The organism is Nocardioides marmorisolisilvae (assembly GCF_031656915.1).
GTDB lineage: Bacteria > Actinomycetota > Actinomycetes > Propionibacteriales > Nocardioidaceae > Marmoricola > Marmoricola terrisoli.
Genome location: NZ_CP134227.1, coordinates 2,857,303 through 2,877,534, shown reverse-complemented (window position 1 = coordinate 2,877,534; position 20,232 = coordinate 2,857,303). Strand labels below are relative to the sequence as shown.

At 65.7% G+C, this 20,232-nt stretch carries 18 protein-coding genes; 15 read left to right on the top strand and 3 right to left on the bottom strand.

Annotation, left to right across the window (positions count from 1 at the left end):
• Positions 1–152 precede the first annotated feature (152 nt).
• From Q9R13_RS13810 to Q9R13_RS13800, 3 genes are read left to right on the top strand one after another with little or no spacing between them, the layout of a single operon-like run.
• The gene (locus Q9R13_RS13810; RefSeq protein WP_310961752.1) at positions 153–1,688 is read left to right on the top strand and encodes an ATP-binding protein; all 1,536 of its coding nucleotides are present in this window, start codon (positions 153–155) and stop codon (positions 1,686–1,688) included.
• Entirely contained in the window at positions 1,685–3,820 is a 2,136-nt protein-coding gene (locus tag Q9R13_RS13805) for a Z1 domain-containing protein (RefSeq protein WP_310961751.1), read from the top strand. Before Q9R13_RS13810 ends, Q9R13_RS13805 begins: the two co-directional genes overlap by 4 nt.
• A gap of 35 nt (positions 3,821–3,855) precedes the next feature.
• Positions 3,856–4,821, top strand: a complete 966-nt coding sequence (locus Q9R13_RS13800; RefSeq protein ID WP_310961750.1) for a PD-(D/E)XK motif protein — start codon at positions 3,856–3,858, stop codon at positions 4,819–4,821.
• Between the two features lie 25 nt (positions 4,822–4,846).
• Here Q9R13_RS13800 and dcm read toward each other — a convergent pair whose 3' ends face one another.
• On the bottom strand, positions 4,847–6,172 hold the full coding sequence (gene dcm, locus Q9R13_RS13795) for a DNA (cytosine-5-)-methyltransferase (RefSeq protein ID WP_310961749.1): 1,326 nt from the start codon (positions 6,170–6,172) through the stop codon (positions 4,847–4,849).
• Positions 6,173–6,347: 175 nt separating this feature from the next.
• Between dcm and Q9R13_RS13790 the strand changes: the two genes are divergently transcribed.
• Positions 6,348–7,190 (top strand): protein NO VEIN domain-containing protein, encoded by an 843-nt coding sequence (locus tag Q9R13_RS13790; RefSeq protein ID WP_310961748.1) that lies wholly within the window; start codon positions 6,348–6,350, stop codon positions 7,188–7,190.
• On the opposite strand, the gene Q9R13_RS13785 is transcribed toward Q9R13_RS13790, so the two are convergent.
• A complete protein-coding gene (locus Q9R13_RS13785; RefSeq protein WP_310965091.1) occupies positions 7,154–7,654 on the bottom strand; it encodes a very short patch repair endonuclease in 501 nt (166 codons plus the stop codon). The two genes, Q9R13_RS13790 and Q9R13_RS13785, sit on opposite strands and share 37 nt — an antisense overlap.
• A gap of 251 nt (positions 7,655–7,905) precedes the next feature.
• Here Q9R13_RS13785 and Q9R13_RS13780 point away from each other — a divergent pair, with 251 nt between their 5' ends.
• The gene (locus Q9R13_RS13780) at positions 7,906–8,856 is read left to right on the top strand and encodes a hypothetical protein (protein ID WP_310961747.1); all 951 of its coding nucleotides are present in this window, start codon (positions 7,906–7,908) and stop codon (positions 8,854–8,856) included.
• Here Q9R13_RS13780 and mobF read toward each other — a convergent pair.
• Complete coding sequence (gene mobF, locus Q9R13_RS13775) at positions 8,836–12,198, bottom strand: MobF family relaxase (RefSeq protein ID WP_310961746.1); 3,363 nt, start codon at positions 12,196–12,198, stop codon at positions 8,836–8,838. The two genes, Q9R13_RS13780 and mobF, sit on opposite strands and share 21 nt — an antisense overlap.
• 266 nt (positions 12,199–12,464) lie before the next feature.
• Here mobF and Q9R13_RS13770 point away from each other — a divergent pair, with 266 nt between their 5' ends.
• The 10 genes from Q9R13_RS13770 to Q9R13_RS13725 all read left to right on the top strand — a co-directional run bounded on the left by Q9R13_RS13770 (position 12,465) and on the right by Q9R13_RS13725 (position 20,215).
• Positions 12,465–12,683 carry a helix-turn-helix domain-containing protein gene (locus Q9R13_RS13770; protein ID WP_310961745.1) on the top strand — a complete coding sequence of 73 codons (219 nt, stop codon included), beginning with the start codon at positions 12,465–12,467 and terminating at the stop codon, positions 12,681–12,683.
• Positions 12,684–12,692: 9 nt separating this feature from the next.
• The gene (locus Q9R13_RS13765; protein ID WP_310961744.1) at positions 12,693–12,848 is read left to right on the top strand and encodes a hypothetical protein; all 156 of its coding nucleotides are present in this window, start codon (positions 12,693–12,695) and stop codon (positions 12,846–12,848) included.
• Positions 12,849–12,857: 9 nt separating this feature from the next.
• Positions 12,858–13,763: a HipA domain-containing protein gene (locus tag Q9R13_RS13760; protein ID WP_310961743.1), complete on the top strand. Its 906-nt coding sequence runs from the start codon at positions 12,858–12,860 to the stop codon at positions 13,761–13,763.
• Positions 13,741–14,400, top strand: a complete 660-nt coding sequence (locus Q9R13_RS13755) for a hypothetical protein (protein ID WP_310961742.1) — start codon at positions 13,741–13,743, stop codon at positions 14,398–14,400. Before Q9R13_RS13760 ends, Q9R13_RS13755 begins: the two co-directional genes overlap by 23 nt.
• 192 nt (positions 14,401–14,592) lie before the next feature.
• Positions 14,593–15,372, top strand: coding sequence for a hypothetical protein (locus Q9R13_RS13750; RefSeq protein WP_310961741.1), 780 nt, complete (start codon positions 14,593–14,595; stop codon positions 15,370–15,372).
• 25 nt (positions 15,373–15,397) lie between these two features.
• Positions 15,398–15,526: a helix-turn-helix domain-containing protein gene (locus Q9R13_RS13745; RefSeq protein WP_310961740.1), complete on the top strand. Its 129-nt coding sequence runs from the start codon at positions 15,398–15,400 to the stop codon at positions 15,524–15,526.
• Between the two features lie 115 nt (positions 15,527–15,641).
• Positions 15,642–17,018, top strand: a complete 1,377-nt coding sequence (locus tag Q9R13_RS13740; protein WP_310961739.1) for an IS1380 family transposase — start codon at positions 15,642–15,644, stop codon at positions 17,016–17,018.
• Complete coding sequence (gene istA, locus Q9R13_RS13735; protein ID WP_397219438.1) at positions 17,015–18,271, top strand: IS21 family transposase; 1,257 nt, start codon at positions 17,015–17,017, stop codon at positions 18,269–18,271. Before Q9R13_RS13740 ends, istA begins: the two co-directional genes overlap by 4 nt.
• Positions 18,271–19,086 carry an IS21-like element helper ATPase IstB gene (gene istB / locus Q9R13_RS13730; RefSeq protein WP_310961737.1) on the top strand — a complete coding sequence of 272 codons (816 nt, stop codon included), beginning with the start codon at positions 18,271–18,273 and terminating at the stop codon, positions 19,084–19,086. The genes istA and istB overlap by 1 nt, the downstream gene beginning before the upstream one ends.
• Before the next feature lie 286 nt (positions 19,087–19,372).
• Entirely contained in the window at positions 19,373–20,215 is an 843-nt protein-coding gene (locus Q9R13_RS13725; RefSeq protein WP_310961736.1) for a hypothetical protein, read from the top strand.
• Positions 20,216–20,232 lie beyond the last annotated feature (17 nt).

Sequence of the window (20,232 nt, the reverse complement as noted above, 5' to 3'; positions counted from 1 at the left end):
GCTGCGAGCACATGAATCGGCCACATGCGTCGGGGGTCTTTACTAGGGTCGACGGAGTGGAGCGAGGAGTAGCCGAGGGAGTGCGTCCGAACGAGGACGCGAATCGAACGTCCGCTGGCGCAACGGCCGAACGCGTCAGCATCGTTCCTGGCGTGTCGATCCTGGGAGTGTTGGGGCACCTCAACTATGAACCATGGTTCGCGCTGGCCGAGTACGTCGACAATGCGATCCAGAGCGCCTCGAAGTCGTACGCGCAGATTGTCGGCGTGGAGCCGCAGTACAGGCTTCGTGTCGACATCGACTACCAGCGTGAGAACGGCGGGCGCATCGTCATAGCGGACAATGCCGGCGGGATCGCCCATCAGGACTTCCCCCGCGCCTTCAAGGCCGCCGAGGTACCACCCGACCGAAGTGGGCTGTCCGAGTTCGGCATGGGTATGAAGAGTGCCTCGATCTGGTTCGCGCAGAACTGGCGCGTCGTGACGACCAGCATTGGCGATCCGGCGGAGTACTCGATCGAGTTCAACATGGAGTCGGTCCTGCGTGACGAGGTAGAGGACTTGGTGGTCACGACCCGGCCTGTGTCGCGGGACGCTCATTACACCAGGATCGAGCTCTGGGACCTCAATCAGTTCCTTCCCGGGCGCACTATGGGCAAGGTGCGGGACCACCTACGAGAGATCTATCGCGGCTTCCTCCGAGACGACCGCCTGAACCTGACCGTCGCCGGACAGAAAATGGAGTACGAGGAGCCACAGGTTCTCCGCGCCGTCGATGTTCGCTCCGAGGCCAACCATGACCTCTCCAAGGAGCCGAAGGAGTGGCGCAAGGAGGTCGACTTCGTCTTCGGCGATGACATCGAGGTCGCAGGATGGTGTGCGATCCGAGCGGAGGGCCGCACCAGTGGCAACGGACTCTCTCTCTTTCGCCGGGGCCGTGTCATCGTCGGAAGCGGCGAGTCGCCCTATCGACCCACTCGCATCTATGGAGGCGGAAACTCCTACCGGTCACAGCGTCTCTTCGGGGAACTGGAGATCGCTGGACTACCGGTCAGCCATACCAAGGATGGATTCCAGTGGCATGGACACGAGGAGGAGTTCGAGGAGAAGTTGCGAGCGGTCCTCGATGCTGAGCCCTTGCCATTGTTGAAGCAGGCCGAGCACTACCGCGCGCGGCAAGCGTCCAAGCAGGAGCAGAAGCGAATCCGCGAGGCAACAGAGAACACCGCGGACGTCGTCGAGCGCGAGCTGCCAAACGCGTTGGCCGAGGGCATCGATGCTCCGACCGACTCGCCCGTTCCTGCGGATGCCGGCACATCGGAAGACGCCGTCGGTGACGTGGAGCGAGAGTTCTCCTTCGGCCACCAGGGCCGCACATGGACACTTCGGATGACCGCCTCGTCGCGCCCAGGGGAAACCCGCTGGCTCGTGCGGCACGTCGAGGCTGAGCCAAGGAGTGGAGATGTAACAGCACACGTCGTCCTAAACACCGCCCACCCGTTTCTGAAGCAGTTCGCACTCGGCAGCACGGACGCGATCGAGGCCGTGTTCCGGATTGCCGTCGCCATGGTCGTCTCGGAGAGCGTCCTCAATTCATCAGGCGAGGGTGAGATCGCCGGAACCTTCATGCGTCAGGTCGAGACGCTGCTGAGCGGCGCACTTGCGAAGCGGCTGAGGAGCGACGCATGACCGGACCGACGATGTCGCCGGCAAGTGCGGCCGACGAGATGCCGACCGTTGTCTCAGGGGATACTTTCGCCGGCTTCCTTAGCGAGGTCGTTCGGCCTGAGGCGCGGCCGGCAGTTCGGGCAAGTGCCGTCGAAGTCCTGCGCGGTGCGCTGGTAGCAGGGCCGAGGTCCACCGGTTTGGTCGTGGGCCGGGTCCAATCCGGAAAGACGTTGTCGTACGAGGGCGTCATCTCTCTCGCCCGCGACAATGACTTCGCGGTCGTGATCGTCATCAGTGGCATCTCGAACCCGCTTCTGGCGCAGGGCCAGCGGCGGCTCAAGAAGGACCTCAACGAAGCGTCGCCGGCCGGGTGGACCTTCCTCGACCCTGCGGACAACCTCCAGCCGTCGGACCACGTTGAGCAAGAGCTCCTGCGGGTCAAAGCGAACTGGATGAATCCTGCAACGCCGGCCGCCTACAAGGAGACCGCTGTTGTTGTCGTGCTGAAGAACTACACCCGGATCGCCGATCTGGCTGGAGCGCTCACACGAGTGGATTTGTCGGCTGTCCGGGTCTTGATCGTTGACGACGAGGCTGACCAAGCCAGCCTCAATACATTGGTTCGGCGTGGCCGAGAGTCCTCCACGTACTCCAACTTGCAGGCGCTGAGGCAGGCGGTGCCAAACCACTTCTACCTCCAGTACACGGCGACTCCTCAGGCGCCATTGCTCATCGCAATCGACGACGCGCTATCGCCTGACTTCGTGCGCGTGCTCGAGCCGGGCGAGGGCTACACCGGCGGCGAGGTTTACTTCGGTGGCAGCGAGCCGTCCCGGCACGTACACGTGATCGATGCCGCTGACGTTCAGGCGGCCAGTAATCCGAACGGTCCACCCCCGGCCGGCCTGCGGCAGGCATTCCTGCTCTTCCTCGTGGGCGCCGCGCACGTTGTTGCCGGTGGACGACCGGAGACGAGGTCGATGCTCGTTCATCCGTCGCGAGGGACCGCCGACCAAGGCACCTTTGCCACGTGGGTCCGGGACATGAAGACCACATGGCAGGACCGTCTCGAGCATGCCGGTGACGCTGACCCCGTCAAACTTCGCGGCGACTTCCGCACTGCCTGGGAAGATCTCAAGAAGACGTATCCCGAACTTGCGGATTTCAAGAGTTGTTGGGAGGCGTTCGGTTTCGTGCTCAACAACCTCGATGTCACTGAGGTCAACACTCGACTGGGTCAGACGCCTGTCATCCAATGGATAAGGACCAAGTTCTACGTGCTGGTTGGAGGCCAGGCGATCGACCGCGGCTTTACGGTCGAGGGGCTCACGGTGACGTACATGCCGCGCGGCGCTGGCATGTCCGTCGCAGACACCATCCAACAGCGAGCCCGGTTCTTCGGATACAAGGCCGCGTACTTGGGACTCTGTCGTGTCTTCCTCGACGCGGACGTGCGAGACGCCTTTGTGAACTACGTACACCATGAGCGAGACATGCTCGAGTCACTGAGAGCGATTCAGGACGGCTCGGAGACACTGAAGGAGTGGCGTCGGAAGTTCCTGCTCGACCCCAGCATGCGGCCGACCAGGGCGTCGGTAATCGGGATGCCGTTAGCCCGAGTTGCGATGGCAGACAAATGGATCACTGATCGACAGCCGGTAAGAGTGGATGCCGCGGCGCTGGAAGACAACGTCCGGACGGCCGAGCGGATCCTCCAAGGCGTCAACTGGAGTCTCGACCCCTACGGTCATCGGCGCGGGTACACCTCACCGCACGTCACACTGGAACTGCTCGAGGCCGTGACGCCGCGGTCGCGGTTGGGCGACGAGCAAGCGCAGGCACTGTCGCTCGCGCTCGCGCGTCTCTCCGACGAGCCCGGAAGCGATCACTCGATAGCCGTCTACTGGATGAGGCCCGGCGAGCCTGGACGCCGGCAGGAGACAGTTGGAGGAGGGATCCAGATCTTCCAGGGACGCTCTGGCGATTATCCGGGAGATCGCAGCATCGGCGCGGATCACGATGGCATCGCAGTTCAACTACATCAAGTGGCGGTTGAGTCGCGCGATCGCGAGCCGCTCGGGCGCTATCTCGTGACTGCATGGCACGTTCCGAGCTCGGCGGCTAGTGGGTGGATCATCGAGGTCGGCTTCTAGTGTCAGTAGACCGGCGCGCCGAATTGCGTGGCGCGATGGCGTCTGGTTCTGAGAGGGCCTCTGCGGAGGGCCTTCCTGATCAGACTCTCGCTGTCAGCGCCATCGCAACGGAGGCCGGCGGCACCTTGGCGTACGCGGGCGGCGCGGCCAGTGGGGAGTACGTCGCTGCGATCGTGGCTCGCACAGGGCCGTCGAGCCCCATTCCGGTGCGAATGGCTGCGCTGAGTGCCGAGTTCGGTGTCCAGTATCGCCTTGACGATGGGATCACACAGCGGACTATGCGGGTCTCCGTGATGCGCTGCAGGAGCGTTGACCCCGAAGTACAGACCTTGTTCGCCTCGTTCGTCCACGAACTGCTTCTCGCACTTCCGAGCGACCCGGCCGAGACCGACGTTGCTGACGAACTCGCGCGGTGGCTTGGCCTGTTCTGGAGGCTTCAGGCTCCGCCACGAACCGACGTGGTGGGCTTGATCGGCGAGTTGACGTTGATCGCGGCCGCGAGACGACCCGAGGATTGGGTTCGCGGGTGGCACAGCGTGCCAACCAGCACCATCGACTTCGTGCTGACACGGCCGCCCGTCGAGGTCGAGGTGAAGGCGACCCAGTCGGCCACGCGATCGCACACGATCTCTGCAGACCAGGCGTTCGGCCCGGGGAACCGCTACTTCGCGTCCGTTCGGGTCGAGTTGCGCGAGAGTGGGATGACGATTGGTGACTTCGCCCGAAGGGTCGCGGACGGCCTAGGTGCCAGCGAGGATCGAGAAGCGTTCTGGGCGATCTTGGCGGCGGAGTGCGGAGCGTCCTTCGGAGAGTTCATGGCGGAGCGATTCGTCGCTGACGTGAGCGACCAGAGCCTCGAGTTTTTCAGGCGGGAGGACGTTCCACGACCAGAGCTCGGGTACCCGCTGCCTCCCGGTGTCTCCGGGATGACATTTCGATCTGACTTCTCATCCTCACCATCACAGGGCCCGGATGACTTCTTCGCCGCGTTGGGACTCTGATCTCTGATCTGCGCCTTGAACTGGGCTACGAGGCTGCGACGCTGGTCGAGACCAGCGGAACATCGATCCCCAGCGACTCCAGGATGGACGTGCCGGCCGGTCCGCACGCCGCGATGTCATCGGCGTTCTTCTCGACGAACGCCTTGAAGACGTGTCGTACGACGCCCACGTTGACGGCGTTGCCCATCTGCTTGTAGCTCGCGCTGTCCGGCTGATCGGCGAACGAGAACGTCGTCGGATCGAATCCCTGCAGTCGGGCGGTCTCGGGCGGAGTCAGTCGGCGACGACGCGGACCAAAGATGGGTGTCTGGCTCATGGCCACCAGTGCCGGTGCGTAGGTCGCCTGCTTGACGCGAATGCCCGACGGCCTGAGTTGCATCAGGTGCTTCCATAGATCCCGCTCACCCGAGCCGGCCTGCCATTCGAACTTCCTGCGCGAGGCTGGAAACTTGGAGAGGGGAACGTCTCGATCCCGCGATCGCCATGCATCGATTGCACTGCGGTGTGTCAGGTAAAAGTCTCGGTTCTGCTCGATGAGCTTCTGCTTCCAGGCCGGCATCGTCCGGTAGCCGTTTGGGCGCCGCTGATGCCAGGCGAACTCCCAAAGCGGAAATCCAGGCAACTTGGCGTCTCCGAGCATCGCGAGCAGTTCATTCCAGGTGTCGATCCAGGCGATCTCGTCACCGCTCAGCTTGTACCGCTGGATCTCACTGGCCGGTGGCTCAGGAAGCAGCACGTCCGCCTCGATGCTCCAATCGGAAACGTCCCATCCCTCCTCAGCCGTATGGGGGACGACAGGGTCGAGGTCGATTTCTGTCATCGCTCGGTCCCTACCGACCCAGACTCCCAAGATGTAGACGCGATCCCGAACCTGGGGAGCTCCGCCTAACGCCCGAGACAGTAGGTGCGGCGAGAACACGGTGGGGCGATCGCCCACCCGGTAGCCAGCCTCGCGCAGGCCACGGAGGATCCGCAGCCATGCGGCCTGTTGGCGTGGACCGGCGAGGTTGCGGACGTTCTCGAGCATCACAACCGGGGGCTGCTTCGCCTCAAGGATCTTCAGCACGTCCTCGAAGAGGGTTCCGCGATCTTCGGCGATGCCGAGTTGACGACCAGACTTGCTGAACGGTTGACAGGGAAAGCCGCCGGCCAGCACAGAATGCGCGGGGATCAACTCTGGATGCCGGGCGAGCTCACGCACGTCCTTCTCGGGCTTCAGGTTCCAGTTGTGTTCGTAGATCGCTGCAGGCTTCGGATCGATTTCGCATGCCTGAACGGCCCGACCGCCGAGGCCACTGAGCGCAGCATGAAACCCGCCGACGCCAGCGAAGTAGTCGACGAAATCGAACATGCTGGCAAGCTTACGCGGAACCTCCGACAGGGCGGCGCAGAACGCGCGGTTCGGCCGCAGATGAAGGCTAACTCACGCGGTGCGTTGGACCGGACCACCGTTCTGCTCGTCGCTCACGGCCGCGAGCTTGTTGATATCCAGGACACGGGGCGACACGTCCGGCAACCTGGTGCCCGTGGCGACCGGCCCCTGGAGCGATGACGAGATCAACACGACCGTCGACATCTACTTCCAGATGCTGACTCTGGAGCTGGCCGAGGAGCCGTACGTCAAGGCCGCGTACCAGCGGGAAGTCGCCCGCACCGTCGACCGTTCGATCGGCTCGATCGGCAAGAAGTTCAGCAACATCTCCGCGGTCCTCGATGAGATCAACGCGCTGTGGATCCCTGGGTACAAGCCGCTGAGCAACCTTCAGGAACGACTCCGCGAGGTGGTGATCGATCGGTTCACGGAAGACGCCGAGTTGCGCGCATTCATGCTCAGGTCCGTGGAGGACCCGAACGTCGACCGGAGTCCGCTCGGTGCTGAGGTTGATCCACCTGCTGTCAACTGGTCGGAGAGGTCCCATGGCCGTGTGGCTGTGGTGGGCATCGACTTCGCGGCGATCGAATCCTTCAATCGTGCCCTGGGAAGGGCCGGCGAACTGGCAGTCGTGGAAGGCGAGCGTGCTCGGCTAAGTGCCGGTGGCCGCGATGACCTTGCTTCCGAGGTGCGACACGTGTCTGCACTCGACGGGGACGGTCTCGGGTACGACGTCCAGTCGTTCCAGGACTTGACCGACCAGCTCGTGTTCATCGAGGTGAAGACGACGCGCTACGCCAAGGAGCTCCCGTTCTACATCTCGGGCAATGAGGTCGAGGCATCGAACGACCTTGGCCCGGCGTACAGGCTTCGCCGCCTGTACCGGTACGGCAAGAGGGACGCTGGCTACTACACGCTGCTCGGCCCGCTCGGACTCAACGCTCAGCTCAAGCCGGACGTCTATCGAGCGTTACCGGCAGTCGACTCAGCGGGGTAGGCACGGATGGTGCCAGCTACCTCACGTGCGACCTGGGTCGGATCCTCGTGCTCCCAGAAACGGAGCACGGTCCAACCGGCCGCCTCGAGCCGGGCCGTGGTGTCGGCATCACGGGCGACGTTGCGCTGGAGTTTGGCCGACCAGTATTCGCTGTTTGTACGTGCGCTCGTGCCGTGCTCGGGGCATGCGTGCCAGTAACAGCCGTCGATGAAGACCGCGACGCGCTGCCTGGTGAACACAATGTCGGCGGTCCTCCGCAATGACGGCTCGGGGCGGAAGTCAACGCGGAAGCGAAGCCCAGCTGCGTGCAGGAGCCGACGCACGGCGAGCTCGGGCGCGGTGTCTCGCGACCGGTTGCCCTGCATGACCTTGCGTGAGGCCGGGCTGCTGGCCCAGCTCTGGTATGCCGGCACCTCTTCATCATGGCTCGAACGAAGGGCGAATCGAAGACCGAGAATCGGCATCAACGGTCACATGCTGAGATGACGACTGAAGAGATTCAACTGCTGATTGGTGCTGGTTGTTGCGGAGCGTCTCGGACTGTCTCTCAACGTCTCGAGATGCATCGTCGGGCGGCGGAAGCGACCCTTGACGTGCAGGTTTGTCCCGCTCAGGCTGGAAGGTCCCTGCTGACCGTCGGGGCAGGGATGTCCCTCGGGAGCACGTTGTGTCGGTTGCTGATCGCCTTGGCCTCCAGGACCTGGGGGGTGCGCTCATGGGGGAGGCGCGAGCGGCCTGGCGGCACTGGGTAACACAGCGCCTCGTTGACGACGTCGTCGACGACCTCGTCGACCTGCCCGGGTGGGCCCTCGCGTCACCGGATGAGGCGAAGGCAGTTCTCGGCGCGCTCGCTTCGATGACCGAGAGTGAGCCGGACGCGATCACCGCGCTGGTTTGGGCGCTGCTTCCGGGCGCGGAGAAGGTCGCGCGTCGGCTTCGAGACATGTCGGATGACATCGACGGACTGGTGGCCAGCCAGCTCTGGATCGAGGCTGTTGCGGCGTACCGCCTGACCACGCCGAACATCGCCGGCGCGATCGTGGGCCAGACACAGCGCGAGGTGCTCGCTGACCTGGGGGCGGGCGACCTCGCAGTACGCCGAGACCGGGCAATGGCGCAGGTCGTCGGTGATCCCGACGTGCTCGACGAGATGGCGTGCATAGAACTGGAGGACGATCCTGGTCCGGTCCTCGTCGAGGTCTTCCACGTCGGCCAGGAGGAGGCCGCGATCAATGGCTTCGACTACTGGCTGCTGTGGGCGCTCGCCGCGGAAGCCGACCGCCAGAACGCGCCCGCGCGCCGCGGGCGGACGGGCCTGGTGGCGCCCACTGTCGTTGAGGCCGTGGCTGCGGAGGCGAACCTCGCGCCGAGGTCGCTGCGGAAGCGCGCGGCGAGGGCTCTGGATCGGCTGATCGAGTACGTCGATGCGCGGGACGACCCGCAGCGGTACGCGGAGTGGAAGGCCCAGCACCGGGAGCGGGAGCTGACGATCTGGGACGAGATGGACCTCACGCTCGTCGAGGCGGAGGAAGAGCGCTTTCGTCTCGACCATCCGGGCATGACGTCCAAGCAGCTGCGTGTTGCGTTCAACGTGGTTCTCGGGACAAGGCGTCGGAGTGCGACGCCGCGTGAATGGAAGGCTCTCCTAGAGTCCGATGCCGGGTGACCGCCGGCTCGGCTGATGGGTCTGCGGCCGGAGTGCGGCGTCGTTGGCGGCGATGCGCTCGATCCGGTAGGCCAGGGCTTCGACTCTGCGGTCGTCAGGGAGTGGGCGTCGGAGGGTGGCCGCGCGACGGAGGATCTGGGTGGCGTTGAGACCGCTGCCTTGAATGCGGTCGAGCTCCCGAGCCAGGTCGAGGGTGCGGTCGTCGCGGTGGTCCAGGTCGCCGATCGCCCGGGCAATCTGTGCTTCCCAGCGCCGGACTGACTCGGGATAGAGGGCGTCGACCTGGCGCTGGAGGTGGCGGGCGTAGCGGTCGGCGGCGAGGTCGTTGGTTCGTGGGCCGAGGAGGCCCCGGTCGTCGTCGGGAACGCCGTTGGCGGCTCGCCAGACGACTACCGCCTCGCGAAGCTGGTCGGTAAGCACGTCATCGAAGCGCCGCAAGCTTGGCGGGAGGTGTGCGTCGCGACAGACGGCGTCGGCGAGGGTGCGGACGCGCTCGGCGCGAGCGTCGAGGTACTCCGACCAATCGAGATCGCTGCGCAGGGCGGCGGGGACGCCGGGCAGCCACGGGAGCGGGCCGGCGCCCGCCGCTTCGAGAGCGATGTCGGCGTCCGCGCCAGAGAGCCGCTGGGTGGCGGCGGTGACGGCGTCGGCGTACCTGCCTGCGGCCTCGTGCAGCAGCGTTGAGGGACTGGTGGCGTGGGTGAGCTCGGTGGTCGCGGAGGTCGCGGCGCCGTCGCGGGCGATGATCCGGTCGAGTGCCTCGACGGCGGTGATCTGCTCATCGATCCCGGGCAGGAACTGCTCTTCCGGCGTGATCGGCTCGTCGATCAGGTGGAGGTGGTTCTCGAAGCGGCCGCGGGTGAGCATCGTATAGAGCAGTTGCCGGTCCTCGTGCCCGGTGAGGATGCCGTGCATGACGTCCGCGGTGCTGCCTTGGGCGGCGTGGACGGTGGTGGCGTAGCCGAGCTCGACGTGGTGGGCGACGTACTCGCGCGGCAGCGTGACTTGGAGTCCGGACCGCAGGTGTCGAGCACGCAGGCCGCCGTTGGCGGCGAGCGCGGTGACGGTCCAGCGGTCGCCGTTCTTGACCCAGTCGGTGCCGCTGACGCCGAGGCGGCGCTCGTTGTGGCGGGTCAGGATCGTGTCGCCAACCGAGGCCTGGTTGCCGTCGGCAAGGTCGACCTCGTCTTCAGGTCGCACGCCAGTGAGGCGGGCTTTGCGGGCGGCGTGGTTGAGCCGGGCGACAAGGTCGCGAGCGGGCGCGAGCATCAGGCACTCGCGGCCGGCAGTGGCGTCCTCCTGCCACCCTGCCAGCACCTCGGTGAGGCTCGTGAGCTCGTCGCCGGTGTGAATGCGGTCGTGGTCGAGGTAGTACCCCAGCGCCGTGCGGTCGCCGTCGCGCAGTGCGAGCGACGCCGACGCCTCGACGGGATCGTCGAACCTCACTACCTGGTCGAGACGCACGGCTCCATGCGTGGTGGCGATGTCGCGCAGGACGCCGCCAGCGCCGACCGCGGCGAGCTGCTGGTCGTCGCCGACCAGCCGTACTCGTGCACCTCGGCCGGTGCAGGCGGTGATGATCCGGTCGAGGGTGAGGGTGTCGGACATCCCGGCCTCGTCGACGACCACCATCGTGTGCGGCCCGAACCCGGGATCCAGGCCGGCGACGAGGGAGTGATCGAGCATGGCGAGGGTCTCGGAGGGGATGCCGGTCGCGTCGGTGAGCACGGCGGCTGCGGCCGCTGATGGCGCGAGGCCGACGACGTCGTATCCGAGGTCGTGGGCGACCTGGGCGAGGACGCTCATCGCGGTGGTCTTGCCGGAGCCGGCCGGCGCGAGGGCGAGCGCGACCCGGCGCGGGTCGGCGACGAGGCTGCGCACGAGTTCCCGCTGGCCGTCGTTGAGCGCCGGCCCTTCAAGGGCGGCTGTCATCAGCGCCAGGTCAACATCGACCGGATCTGGACTTGTGCTGGCATCGGTGCCGGCGGCGTCAACGACCCGGGCCTCGGCCTCCAGGATCCGCGTACTGGTGAAGTGGTCCGCGCCCGTGTGGCGATACACGCTGACGCCATCGGAACGCTTGAGCGCGGCCGGCTCGGTGATCGGGTCGAGGTCGGGCGTCAGGTTGATCAACTGGTCCGTGACGGCATCGACGAGGTGCTCGATGACCTGGGGAATCTGCTCGGGCGCGAGGGTGAGGCCCCGGACCTGGCGCTGCGCCTCGGCGTACATGTGCCAGCTCTGGCAGCTCGCGCGATGCGCCTCGAGCTCGCGGATCACCCGATGGGCAGCTTCGGTGAGCCAGGCCGCGGAGACCGGCTGGGTGGGTGCCGGATCGGGGTGGAGCGCCGTGTCAACCATGGCCCGCAGACCGCGTTCGCTGAGGAGGTCCGCTGCCTCGCCATGCCAGGTCGTGCGCTGCTCCGCCTCGGAGCGTGGCTCGTGCTTGGCCGACCGCGTCTCCAGGTTCGCGCGCTGCGCGAGCACGATCCGCTCCTTGTCGTTCGGGCGGCGGCCGTGGTTGTCCGTGAACTCCTCTGCGAGTTCCTCGACTCGCTCCTCGATGTCGGTCCTACGGCGGGACCAACGTGCGGAGAGCCTTGGGTCGACGCCGGCGATCTCGCGCACCGGCCGCTTGCCCGCGGCTCGTGGGACGTCGATGAATCGGACGCCGAGCTGATCGTGGAGGTGAGCCTCGAGCGCGGTGTTGTAGGCCTCGGAGGCGGCGACGACATGCTCGTGCAGGATCGTCCCGTAGATCGAGAGCCATTTGCCCTGCATGGTCTGGACCTTGTTCGAGACCGCGACGTGGGTGTGCAGATCCGGGTCGCCCGCGCGGGAGTCGCGGTGCAGGAACGCGGTCGCGATCAGACCACGCGTCTCGACCTGTCGAGCGCCGCCGGCGCCCTCGCGCGTGAAGGTCCCGTGGCTCTCCAGGAAGGCCAGCGCGTCGAGTACGGCGGCGTTGTGCGCCATCTTGATCGCCCGCGCGAACTCGGGCGGCGCGACCGCCCACAGGGTCGCGACCGACTTGGCCGGGCTGAACGTGAGGTCGAACCCGGCGACCGATCTCTTGCCGAACTTCCGGCCCAACCCAGTGCCCATCACCGGATGGCAGCCGTCGCCAAACAGGTGTCGCATCTGCTCGGCCGTGACCACGTCGCCGTACTCGACGCCTTGGATCTCGGCCAGCCCCGAGCCGACCCAGCGGCCGGGCGCCTCGCCCTTGGCGGCGTAGTACTCAGCCAGCGGGGTCTTGCCGAGCTCGGTCGAATCGGCCGCTGCGACCTGGCGAGTCAGGTACTCGTAGCCCGACCCGGCGGCGAGCTTCTTCAGCGTCATCGTCACATCCCCCAAGGCCCAAACCGCGGCGCCAGTGGCCACCCCGGTTCGCCAGTGAAAGAGGTGTGTTTGGAAGGAGGAGGTGAGGGATGAGGACAGGGGGAGGGTGAAGAAGTGAGGGCAGGAGAGGGGGGCGGACAGGGAAGGAGGAGGCGGGCGGGAGGACGACGAAGGAAGGGATGGAAATGGGGTGGCCACTGGAGGACAGATCTCGGCCTTGGGGGATCTACGCGGTCAACCCGGCCGCCCTGACACCAGGAGAACCCATGGCACCGACCGCCACGATTCCTCGCCGCCTCGTCTCACTGCCCGAGGCGGCCGAGATCCTCGCCGTCTCCCCCAAGACGGTCCGCCGCTACATCGCTGCCGGCGAGCTCGACGCCGTCCGCCTCGGCCGGCGCACGATCCGGATCAAGACCGAGTCGCTCGACCGGCTGATCGACGCGCATCCCGTCAACACCTGGCGCGCACGCCGCGGTGATTGACTTGCCACCATGGTCGGACCGAACGACGTCGAACGGCCGGCGAAGCAGCTGATGGCCGACGCGAACCGGAAGAAGAAGGCACTCCTCGATGGCGCTGGTGAGCGGACAGGTGACCAGCATCCTCGACAGACTGCAGCGCGACGACAACCGACGCTGACCCGGTGAAGGAGAGCAGTGGAGATTGACGTGTCGGCCTGGACCGTCATCCGTGACGAGCCGGGCGGGCGCGACAAGAACAAGCGGTGGATCGCAGAGGACCCCGACGCACCCCGCGATCAACACTGGCTGTGGAAATATCGCCAGACGACTGGCGACGGCTCCGAAGCGGCGTTGACGGACTGTGCCGAGGTCTTCACTTCGCGCCTCGCCGCCGCGATCGACTTACCCGCAGCGGAGTGCAGGTTCGCGATACTCGATGGCAAACCCGGGTTGATCTCCCGCAACGTCACGCCCCACGGCTTCAACTTGAACACCGGCACGACCTATCTGCCCGAGGTGGAGGGCTACGAACGTCGGCCATCCGCCGGGTCCGATTCCGATGATGGTCGCATGCGACTCGACGAGGGCTACACGCTCGACTCCATGGAGCGGGTCCTCGAACACGTCGCGTCCCCACCGGGGGTCAGTGACCTGTCAGGGTTCGCTGTGTTCGCCGGCTACCTGGTCCTCGACGCACTGGTCGGGAACGGCGACCGGCATCCGGGCAACTGGGCGATCCTGGAACGCCAGAGCGACGGCGCCCGCTTCCTCGCACCGACCTTCGACCATGGCAGCGCGTTGGGCGCGGGGCTGACAGACGACAACAGAGGGGACAAGGATCCCCTGGCATTTGCGCGGCGAGGGCGAGCGAATCCGTTCTCGCCACGAAAGCAGCTACTCGTGGACCTGGCGCTTGAGGCCATTCGGCGCAGTGGTGCAGATCTCTGGGTAGCGCGGGTCGCTGCCTTGGACGAGGTCGCTATTCGGGAGACACTTGAAGCACCTCAAGGGAGACTGTCGGAGGTCGCGTCTACCTTCATGGAGCAGGTGGTGCTCGAGAATCAGAGGAGGTTGTGCCATGGCCACGCTACTGAAGACTGATGAGCTACTTGTCAGTCGACAGGACCCCGAAACCCGGCACTACAGCCGCGTGGGCGTCTTGAGCCACGACGGGCACACCTTCTACTTCAAGTACGACGACGGCGTGACGCGAGCTCTGCCGGGACTTCCGCTCGAGCGAGTGCACGAGAGCGAGTCCCTCTTCCCGATCTTCGCTGAGCGGGTCATGGACCCTCACCGACCCGAACGGGCCGAAACGCTGGAGCAGTTGGGTCTCGGCGTCGAGGCTGAGCCGCTTGAAGTGCTAGCCGTATCGGGCGGAGGTCGCACCGGCGACACCTACGAGCTGACTCCACTGCCGCAACCGGGACCTGTCAACTTGCCGTTCCTCGTCCACGGCATCCGACACCTGACGCCAGAGGAGCGCGCCGCGATCGATGGCCTGAAGCCAGGCGATCGTCTCGATCTGCGCTGCGAGCCAGACAACGAGTTCAACGAGCGCGCCCTGCTGGTGAGGCAGACCGGTGACCGCATCGGATATGTCCCGGACCCGTTGCTCGACTACGTACACCGGATCATCGAGCGCCCGTTCGAGCTTGTCGTCGATCGAGTGAACCCAGCCGAGGCGGGCATGCACATGCGTCTGCTCGTCCGCCTCACGGGCGAACTCGTCGCGTAGGCATCTTCGCCGAGCGGTGATCGCGTATCGGGTGAGGCTGTGCCCGGCGTGACGTAGTGCCGGGGGCCCGGCTGGCTGATCGGGCATTCGCGGCGGAATGACACTCCGTGGGTCTGAGCAAGACTAAGTGTTCGGCCGGCTGACCATCTTGCCTCCGGGAGCGTCGTCGGGCAGGCATGCAAGGCTTTCTTCATGCTTCAGGTCTCCACAGGCATCTACTTCAGAGATGGCGTCACCTTGCACGAGACCGAGCACCGGCGGCCCATCTACTGCAACCTCCAACTGATTGGTCGAGACCAGATCGACATCGGCATAGGTTCGATGTCACCGGAGACCTCGTTGGCGACCGACGGAGCGACCGCACTGTGGGTCACGCTCGTCGAACGCCTCGAAGCGACGCGGCCCGACGGGACAGATGAGTTCCTCGTGTCGACCGGCGGGGAAGAGATGTACGAGGACCTCGCGGCGATCTTGTCCTTCGCCTTCAATGCCGTGTTCGATCTCGATCATGATCGCGCCCGGCATCTGATCGGTGAGCGGTCGCGTCGCCCCCGCACCCGGCGGGGCGCGTTCATCAGCCGGATGTTCGACAACGACCTACGTGTCACCGATGAGCAGATTGACGATGCAAGGGTCTTCATCGGTCAGTTGCTGGCCCTGAGCCGACCGCAGTACGAACGGGCGTTGCGAGCGATCAGACGGATTGTGAATGCAGCACGTCGCTGCGTCGAGGATCCGACGCAGGCCTACACCGATTACGTGGCTTCACTTGAAGCGCTCTCCGAAGGCTTCGATCCGCCTCGACTCGATTGGGAACGTCTCGATTCACGCAAGCGCAGAATTCTGAAGCCCGCCTTGCAGGATTTGTCTCCTGCGCAGACAGCAGATCTTCAAGCAGCGATCTTGGAGGCTGAGCGCGCCGGCAGTAAGCATTGTCGGCGGCGCTCGAAAATTGAACAGTTTCGGCGGTGAAAAGTGAACACTCAACGATTGGAGTGTGATCACTTTGGAGGACTGGGCGCTGATCAGGAGGCTGGCTGCTGAGGGGGTGCCGAAGGCACGGATCGCGGCACGGTTGGGGATCTCGCGGACCACGGTCATCAAGGCGGTGAACTCTGAGCCCTGATCCACCGATGAGTGTCGGGTCGTGAGCGTGCCGTAACGCAGAGATGCCCTTGTGGGACGGGAGAATCGGGCTTGTCTAGGGTCCGAATCCGCCGCTCACGAAGGGCACCTCGTAAGTGAAACCTTCTCACACGATCCGCCCTGTCTTCGATGATCCCAACCTGGTGTCGGCGGCGGGCCTGGTTCCGGCTCTTCGGCTGGCTGAGTCCGCGGGTCTGTACGACCTGCTCGACGAGCTGAGCGTGTCCTCGGCCAACGCGGCCGCGAAGTCCGCGGCTGTGATTGGCGGGATGCTGGCCGGCGCGGACTCCATCGATGACCTCGACCTGCTGCGGCACGGCGGGATGAGCCGGTTGTTCGCCGGGGTGCGGGCGCCCTCGACGCTGGGCACGTTCCTGCGTTGCTTCACCCACGGCCACGTCCAACAGCTCGACAAGATCGGTGCCGACATCCTCGCCGGACTCGCCGTCCGGGTCCCCGACCTGATCGCCGGTTCCCACGGCCGCGAGGGGATCGCGTTCCTCGATGTCGACGACACCATCCGCGAGGTCCACGGGCACGCCAAGCAGGGCGCCGCGTTCGGCTACTCCGGGGTCCGCGGTCTGAACCTGCAACTGGCCACGATCAGCACCCCGCTGGCGGCGCCGATGATTGCCCGCGCCCGACTCCGCAAGGGCAACACCGCTTCCCACACCGGTGCCGGACGTCTGCTTGCCCAGGCGATCACCACTGCCCGTGCTGCCGGGGTGAAGGGCCAGGTGCTGTGCCGGGCGGACTCGGCCTACTACGGGTGGGCTTTCGTGGGCACCGCGATCCGCCACCGGGCCTGGTTCAGCGTGACCGCCCGGATGAACCCGGCCGTGGTGAAGGCGATCGCCAGCATCGAGGAGGACGCTTGGACGCCGATCGCCTACCCCAACGCCGTCTACGACGAGGCCGAGGACCGCTGGGTCAGCGACGCCGAGGTCGCCGAGATTCCGTTCACCGCCTTCACCGGCCGCCGCAAGGCCGAGCAGGTCGCGTGCCGGCTGGTCGTGCGCCGGGTCAAGCGACTGCAACCGCTGGCCGGCGACGGGACCGAGCAGGGCGAACTGTTCGCCGCCTACCGCCACCACGCGTTCATCACCAACAGCATCCTGTCGATGATCGAGGCCGATCAGCGTCATCGTGACCACGCCCTGGTCGAGCAAGTCATCGCCGAGCTCAAGGACGGGCCGCTCGCGCACTTGCCATCGGGCAAGTACGCAGCGAACGCCGCCTGGGTCGCGCACGCCGTGCTCGCGTTCAACATCGCCCGTGCCACCGGTGTCGCAGCCTCGCTGCGGACCGCACGCTGGGCCACCCTGCGCACCCGGATCATCAACATCCCCGCCCGGATCGCGTCCACCGGCAGGCGTCTGGTCGTGCACCTGCCACAACACTGGCCATGGGCCAGCAGTTGGGAGTTGTTGTGGTCGACCGCGACCGACCCGCCAACCGCCGTCGCGACCTGACCACCCAGCCGGCGACGGCACTACCGAGGACCTCTACGTGGAAGAGCCGGCACCGGCCGGCGGGCCAGCCACGCCTCGCTCGCCGAAGCCGCCCCACCATCAGGAATTCAGAGATCCGAATTCACCGTCGGTGGATCCAGGCTGAGGCGCCGCCCCGCTATGAGCGGACGCCGAAGGCGTCGTCGTTCGCGGTGTTCGAGCCGCGGGTGCGGGAGTTGCTCGAGGTGACGCCGGATATGCCTGCCACGGTGTTGGCCGAGCGGGTCGGCTGGACGGGATCGATCCGCTGGTTCTCCGAGAACGTGAAGCGGCTGCGTCCCGAGCATCGGCCGGTGGATCCGGCGGATCGGCTCGTCTGGGCGCCGGGTGATGCGGCGCAGTGTGATCTGTGGTTCCCGCCGAGGCGGATCCCGCTGGAGGACGGCACCACCAAGCTGTTGCCGGTGCTGGTGATCACCGCCGCGCACTCGAGGTTCATCACCGCGAAGATGATCCCTACCCGCAAGACTGAGGACCTGCTGCTGGGTTCGTGGGAGTTGATCCAGCAACTGGGACGGGTGCCACGACGCCTGATCTGGGACAACGAGCCTGGCATCGGCCGCGGACACCGCCGCGCCGAAGGCGTCGAGCAGTTCATGGGCACCTTGGCCACCAAGCTGGTCTTGCTGCCGCCCAGGGATCCGGAATCCAAGGGATTGGTGGAACGCCGCAATGGCTGGTTCGAGACCTCCTTCATGCCCGGACGCACCTTCGGCTCCCCGGTCGACTTCAACGACCAGTTCGGCGACTGGCTGCTGAAGGCGAACGCGCGGACGGTGCGCACCATCAAGGCATCCCCGGTTGATCTGGTCGAGGCCGACCGGGCCGCGATGCTGCCGCTGCCACCAATCCCGTTGCATCTGGGTTGGCGCAACCGGATCCGACTGGGCCGCGACTACTACGTGCGTCTGGACACCAACGACTACTCCGTGGACCCGACCCTGATCGGCCGCCTCGTCGACGTGTCCGCCGACCTGGAGCACGTCCGGGTCCACGCCGAGGGACGGCTGGTCACCGAGCACACCCGAATCTGGGCCAGGGGCGCTACCGTCACCGACCCCGCCCATGTCGAGACCGCTGCCTGGCTGCGCAAACGGTTCCAGCAACCACGCCCAGTCAGTGCAGCGACAACTGGCGATGACCTTCTGCGCGATCTGAGTGACTACGACCGCGCCTTCGGTCTGCTCGGCAACGACGAGGGAGCGATGAGCTGATGGCCACCGCGAAGAACACCAAGGCTGCCGCGAGCACCGAAGCACTCAAGCAGATCACCTACCTGGCTTCGGCGTTAAAGGCACCCAGGATCACCGAAGCAGCAGGACGGCTTGCCGACCAAGCCCGTGACGCCGGCTGGACCCATGAGGACTACCTCGCCGCCGTCCTGGAACGCGAAGTCGCAGCCAGGAACGCTTCCGGAGCCCACCTGCGGATCCGGGCTGCCGGGTTCGGGACCGTCAAGACCATCGAGGACTTCGACTTCGACGCCCAACCCGGCATCCGGCAACAGATCGCAGCACTGGCCTCAGGCGGCTTTCTGGCCGAGGCCCGCAACGTTGTTCTGCTGGGACCGCCCGGCACCGGGAAGACCCACCTGGCCACCGCCCTGGGCGTCACCGCCGCCCAGACCGGGCATCGGGTCCTGTTCGCGACCGCCACCGACTGGGTCACCCGACTCACCGAGGCCCACCGGCAGGGACGACTGCCCCAAGAGCTCGCCCGGCTACGCCGTTACGGGCTGATTGTGGTCGACGAGGTCGGCTACCTGCCCTTCGAACAAGACGCCGCGAACCTCTTCTTCCAGCTGGTCTCATCCCGCTACGAACACGCCTCGCTCGTGCTCACCTCGAATCTGCCGTTCTCCAGCTGGGGTGGCGTGTTCGGAGACCAAGCCGTCGCCGCGGCCATGATCGACCGCATCGTCCACCACGCCGACGTCCTCACATTGAAGGGCGCCAGCTACAGGCTCCGCGGACGCGGCATCGACAGCCTCCCCAGCATCCGCACCACCACAGCAGAAGACGAGTCCTAGACTCACCCAAACCGTTCACTTTTCAGGCGCCGGAATCGACCAGTTTTGGAGCGCCGCCGACAAGCATCGGTTCGTTGAGTTCGTTCGGCACCACCTGACGCCGGGCTTCTACCGAGAGGAATTGCCTCCGCACGTTCATCCGATCCGTCCTACTTCGCTCCCTCGTGCACTGGCACGGGCGTACCAGGTCCGGTCAGACAGCGTGCATAGCCTCAAGGAACTCGTGCCTGAGGCATGGGTCATGTCGGACGGAGCACACACGGTCAGCCCAGCTGGAAGTGACTTGATGCTGACCCACGAAGGTCTTCATCGGGTTTGCCTTCACGTGGTTCGAAGTTTCGTCAGCCGAGGTCCTACTCAAGTCGACAAGTCGTACAACTACCGCGAGAACCTGCCGAACGTGGTCCGGGCGCAACTCGCGCCTCAGTACTACATGTGGCGGCCCGAGAACATGACTACGTCAACGGCTCAGGAACGTGTTGATGAGGTCGCGTCCATCTTCATCGAGGTCCTCTCGAATCGTGAGGAGCAGCTCTCGACGGACATGCGTCCGGTTCTGGAGCGGATCGAACAACTACTGAACGGGCCCATGGACGCAACCCCGAGACGGGCGATGCTGGCGAGCTACTTTCTGTGGCACTGGCTCACTCATCCAGACCTGCATCGACCCAACTCGGAGAGGTGGATGGAAGTCGCGGTGGAGGAACTGAGCGGGCCGTCGTTGGAGTCGCTGACTGTCGCCGCGGTCATCGGTCAGCAGCCACCCTGGTCAGTGGACGAGTGGTGCGACCTCGCGGAGGATCGTCATAACGACCTCCAACGGCGAAATCCTCAACCGATCCGTCCAGCGATCGACGCGCTTCTCTGGGTCGAGACAGCCCGTGCACTTTCGTCGGACGGGTCAGTACTTGAGGCTCGCGCGGCACTTGCACGTGCGGTCGAATGCATGCCCGGCGACCCAGCGCTGGTGCGGCAGGAAAAGAAGTTCGACGAGGGTGGCCCGATCGACATCGACCTCCAGGGGTTGGTCCTCGGCGCCGCACCAGGCTCTGGAAGTGAGCAGCACTCCGAGGCAGGTGACACTAGTTCGAAGGCTGAGGAGCCGAACGCACACGAAGCGACCGATTAGGGCGCCTCCACGCGGCG

Coding starts and splice junctions, on each gene's coding strand:
- Q9R13_RS13780 (WP_310961747.1), top strand. CDS start 7,906: ATGGGGGAGGCGCGAGCGGCCTGGCGGCACTGGGTAACACAGCGCCTC.
- istB (WP_310961737.1), top strand. CDS start 18,271: ATGGCCACCGCGAAGAACACCAAGGCTGCCGCGAGCACCGAAGCACTC.
- mobF (WP_310961746.1), bottom strand. CDS start 12,198: ATGACGCTGAAGAAGCTCGCCGCCGGGTCGGGCTACGAGTACCTGACT.
- Q9R13_RS13755 (WP_310961742.1), top strand. CDS start 13,741: ATGGCCACGCTACTGAAGACTGATGAGCTACTTGTCAGTCGACAGGAC.
- dcm (WP_310961749.1), bottom strand. CDS start 6,172: ATGTTCGATTTCGTCGACTACTTCGCTGGCGTCGGCGGGTTTCATGCT.
- Q9R13_RS13725 (WP_310961736.1), top strand. CDS start 19,373: ATGCTGACCCACGAAGGTCTTCATCGGGTTTGCCTTCACGTGGTTCGA.
- Q9R13_RS13770 (WP_310961745.1), top strand. CDS start 12,465: ATGGCACCGACCGCCACGATTCCTCGCCGCCTCGTCTCACTGCCCGAG.
- Q9R13_RS13805 (WP_310961751.1), top strand. CDS start 1,685: ATGACCGGACCGACGATGTCGCCGGCAAGTGCGGCCGACGAGATGCCG.
- Q9R13_RS13750 (WP_310961741.1), top strand. CDS start 14,593: ATGCTTCAGGTCTCCACAGGCATCTACTTCAGAGATGGCGTCACCTTG.
- Q9R13_RS13785 (WP_310965091.1), bottom strand. CDS start 7,654: ATGCCGATTCTCGGTCTTCGATTCGCCCTTCGTTCGAGCCATGATGAA.
- Q9R13_RS13800 (WP_310961750.1), top strand. CDS start 3,856: ATGGCGTCTGGTTCTGAGAGGGCCTCTGCGGAGGGCCTTCCTGATCAG.
- Q9R13_RS13765 (WP_310961744.1), top strand. CDS start 12,693: ATGGTCGGACCGAACGACGTCGAACGGCCGGCGAAGCAGCTGATGGCC.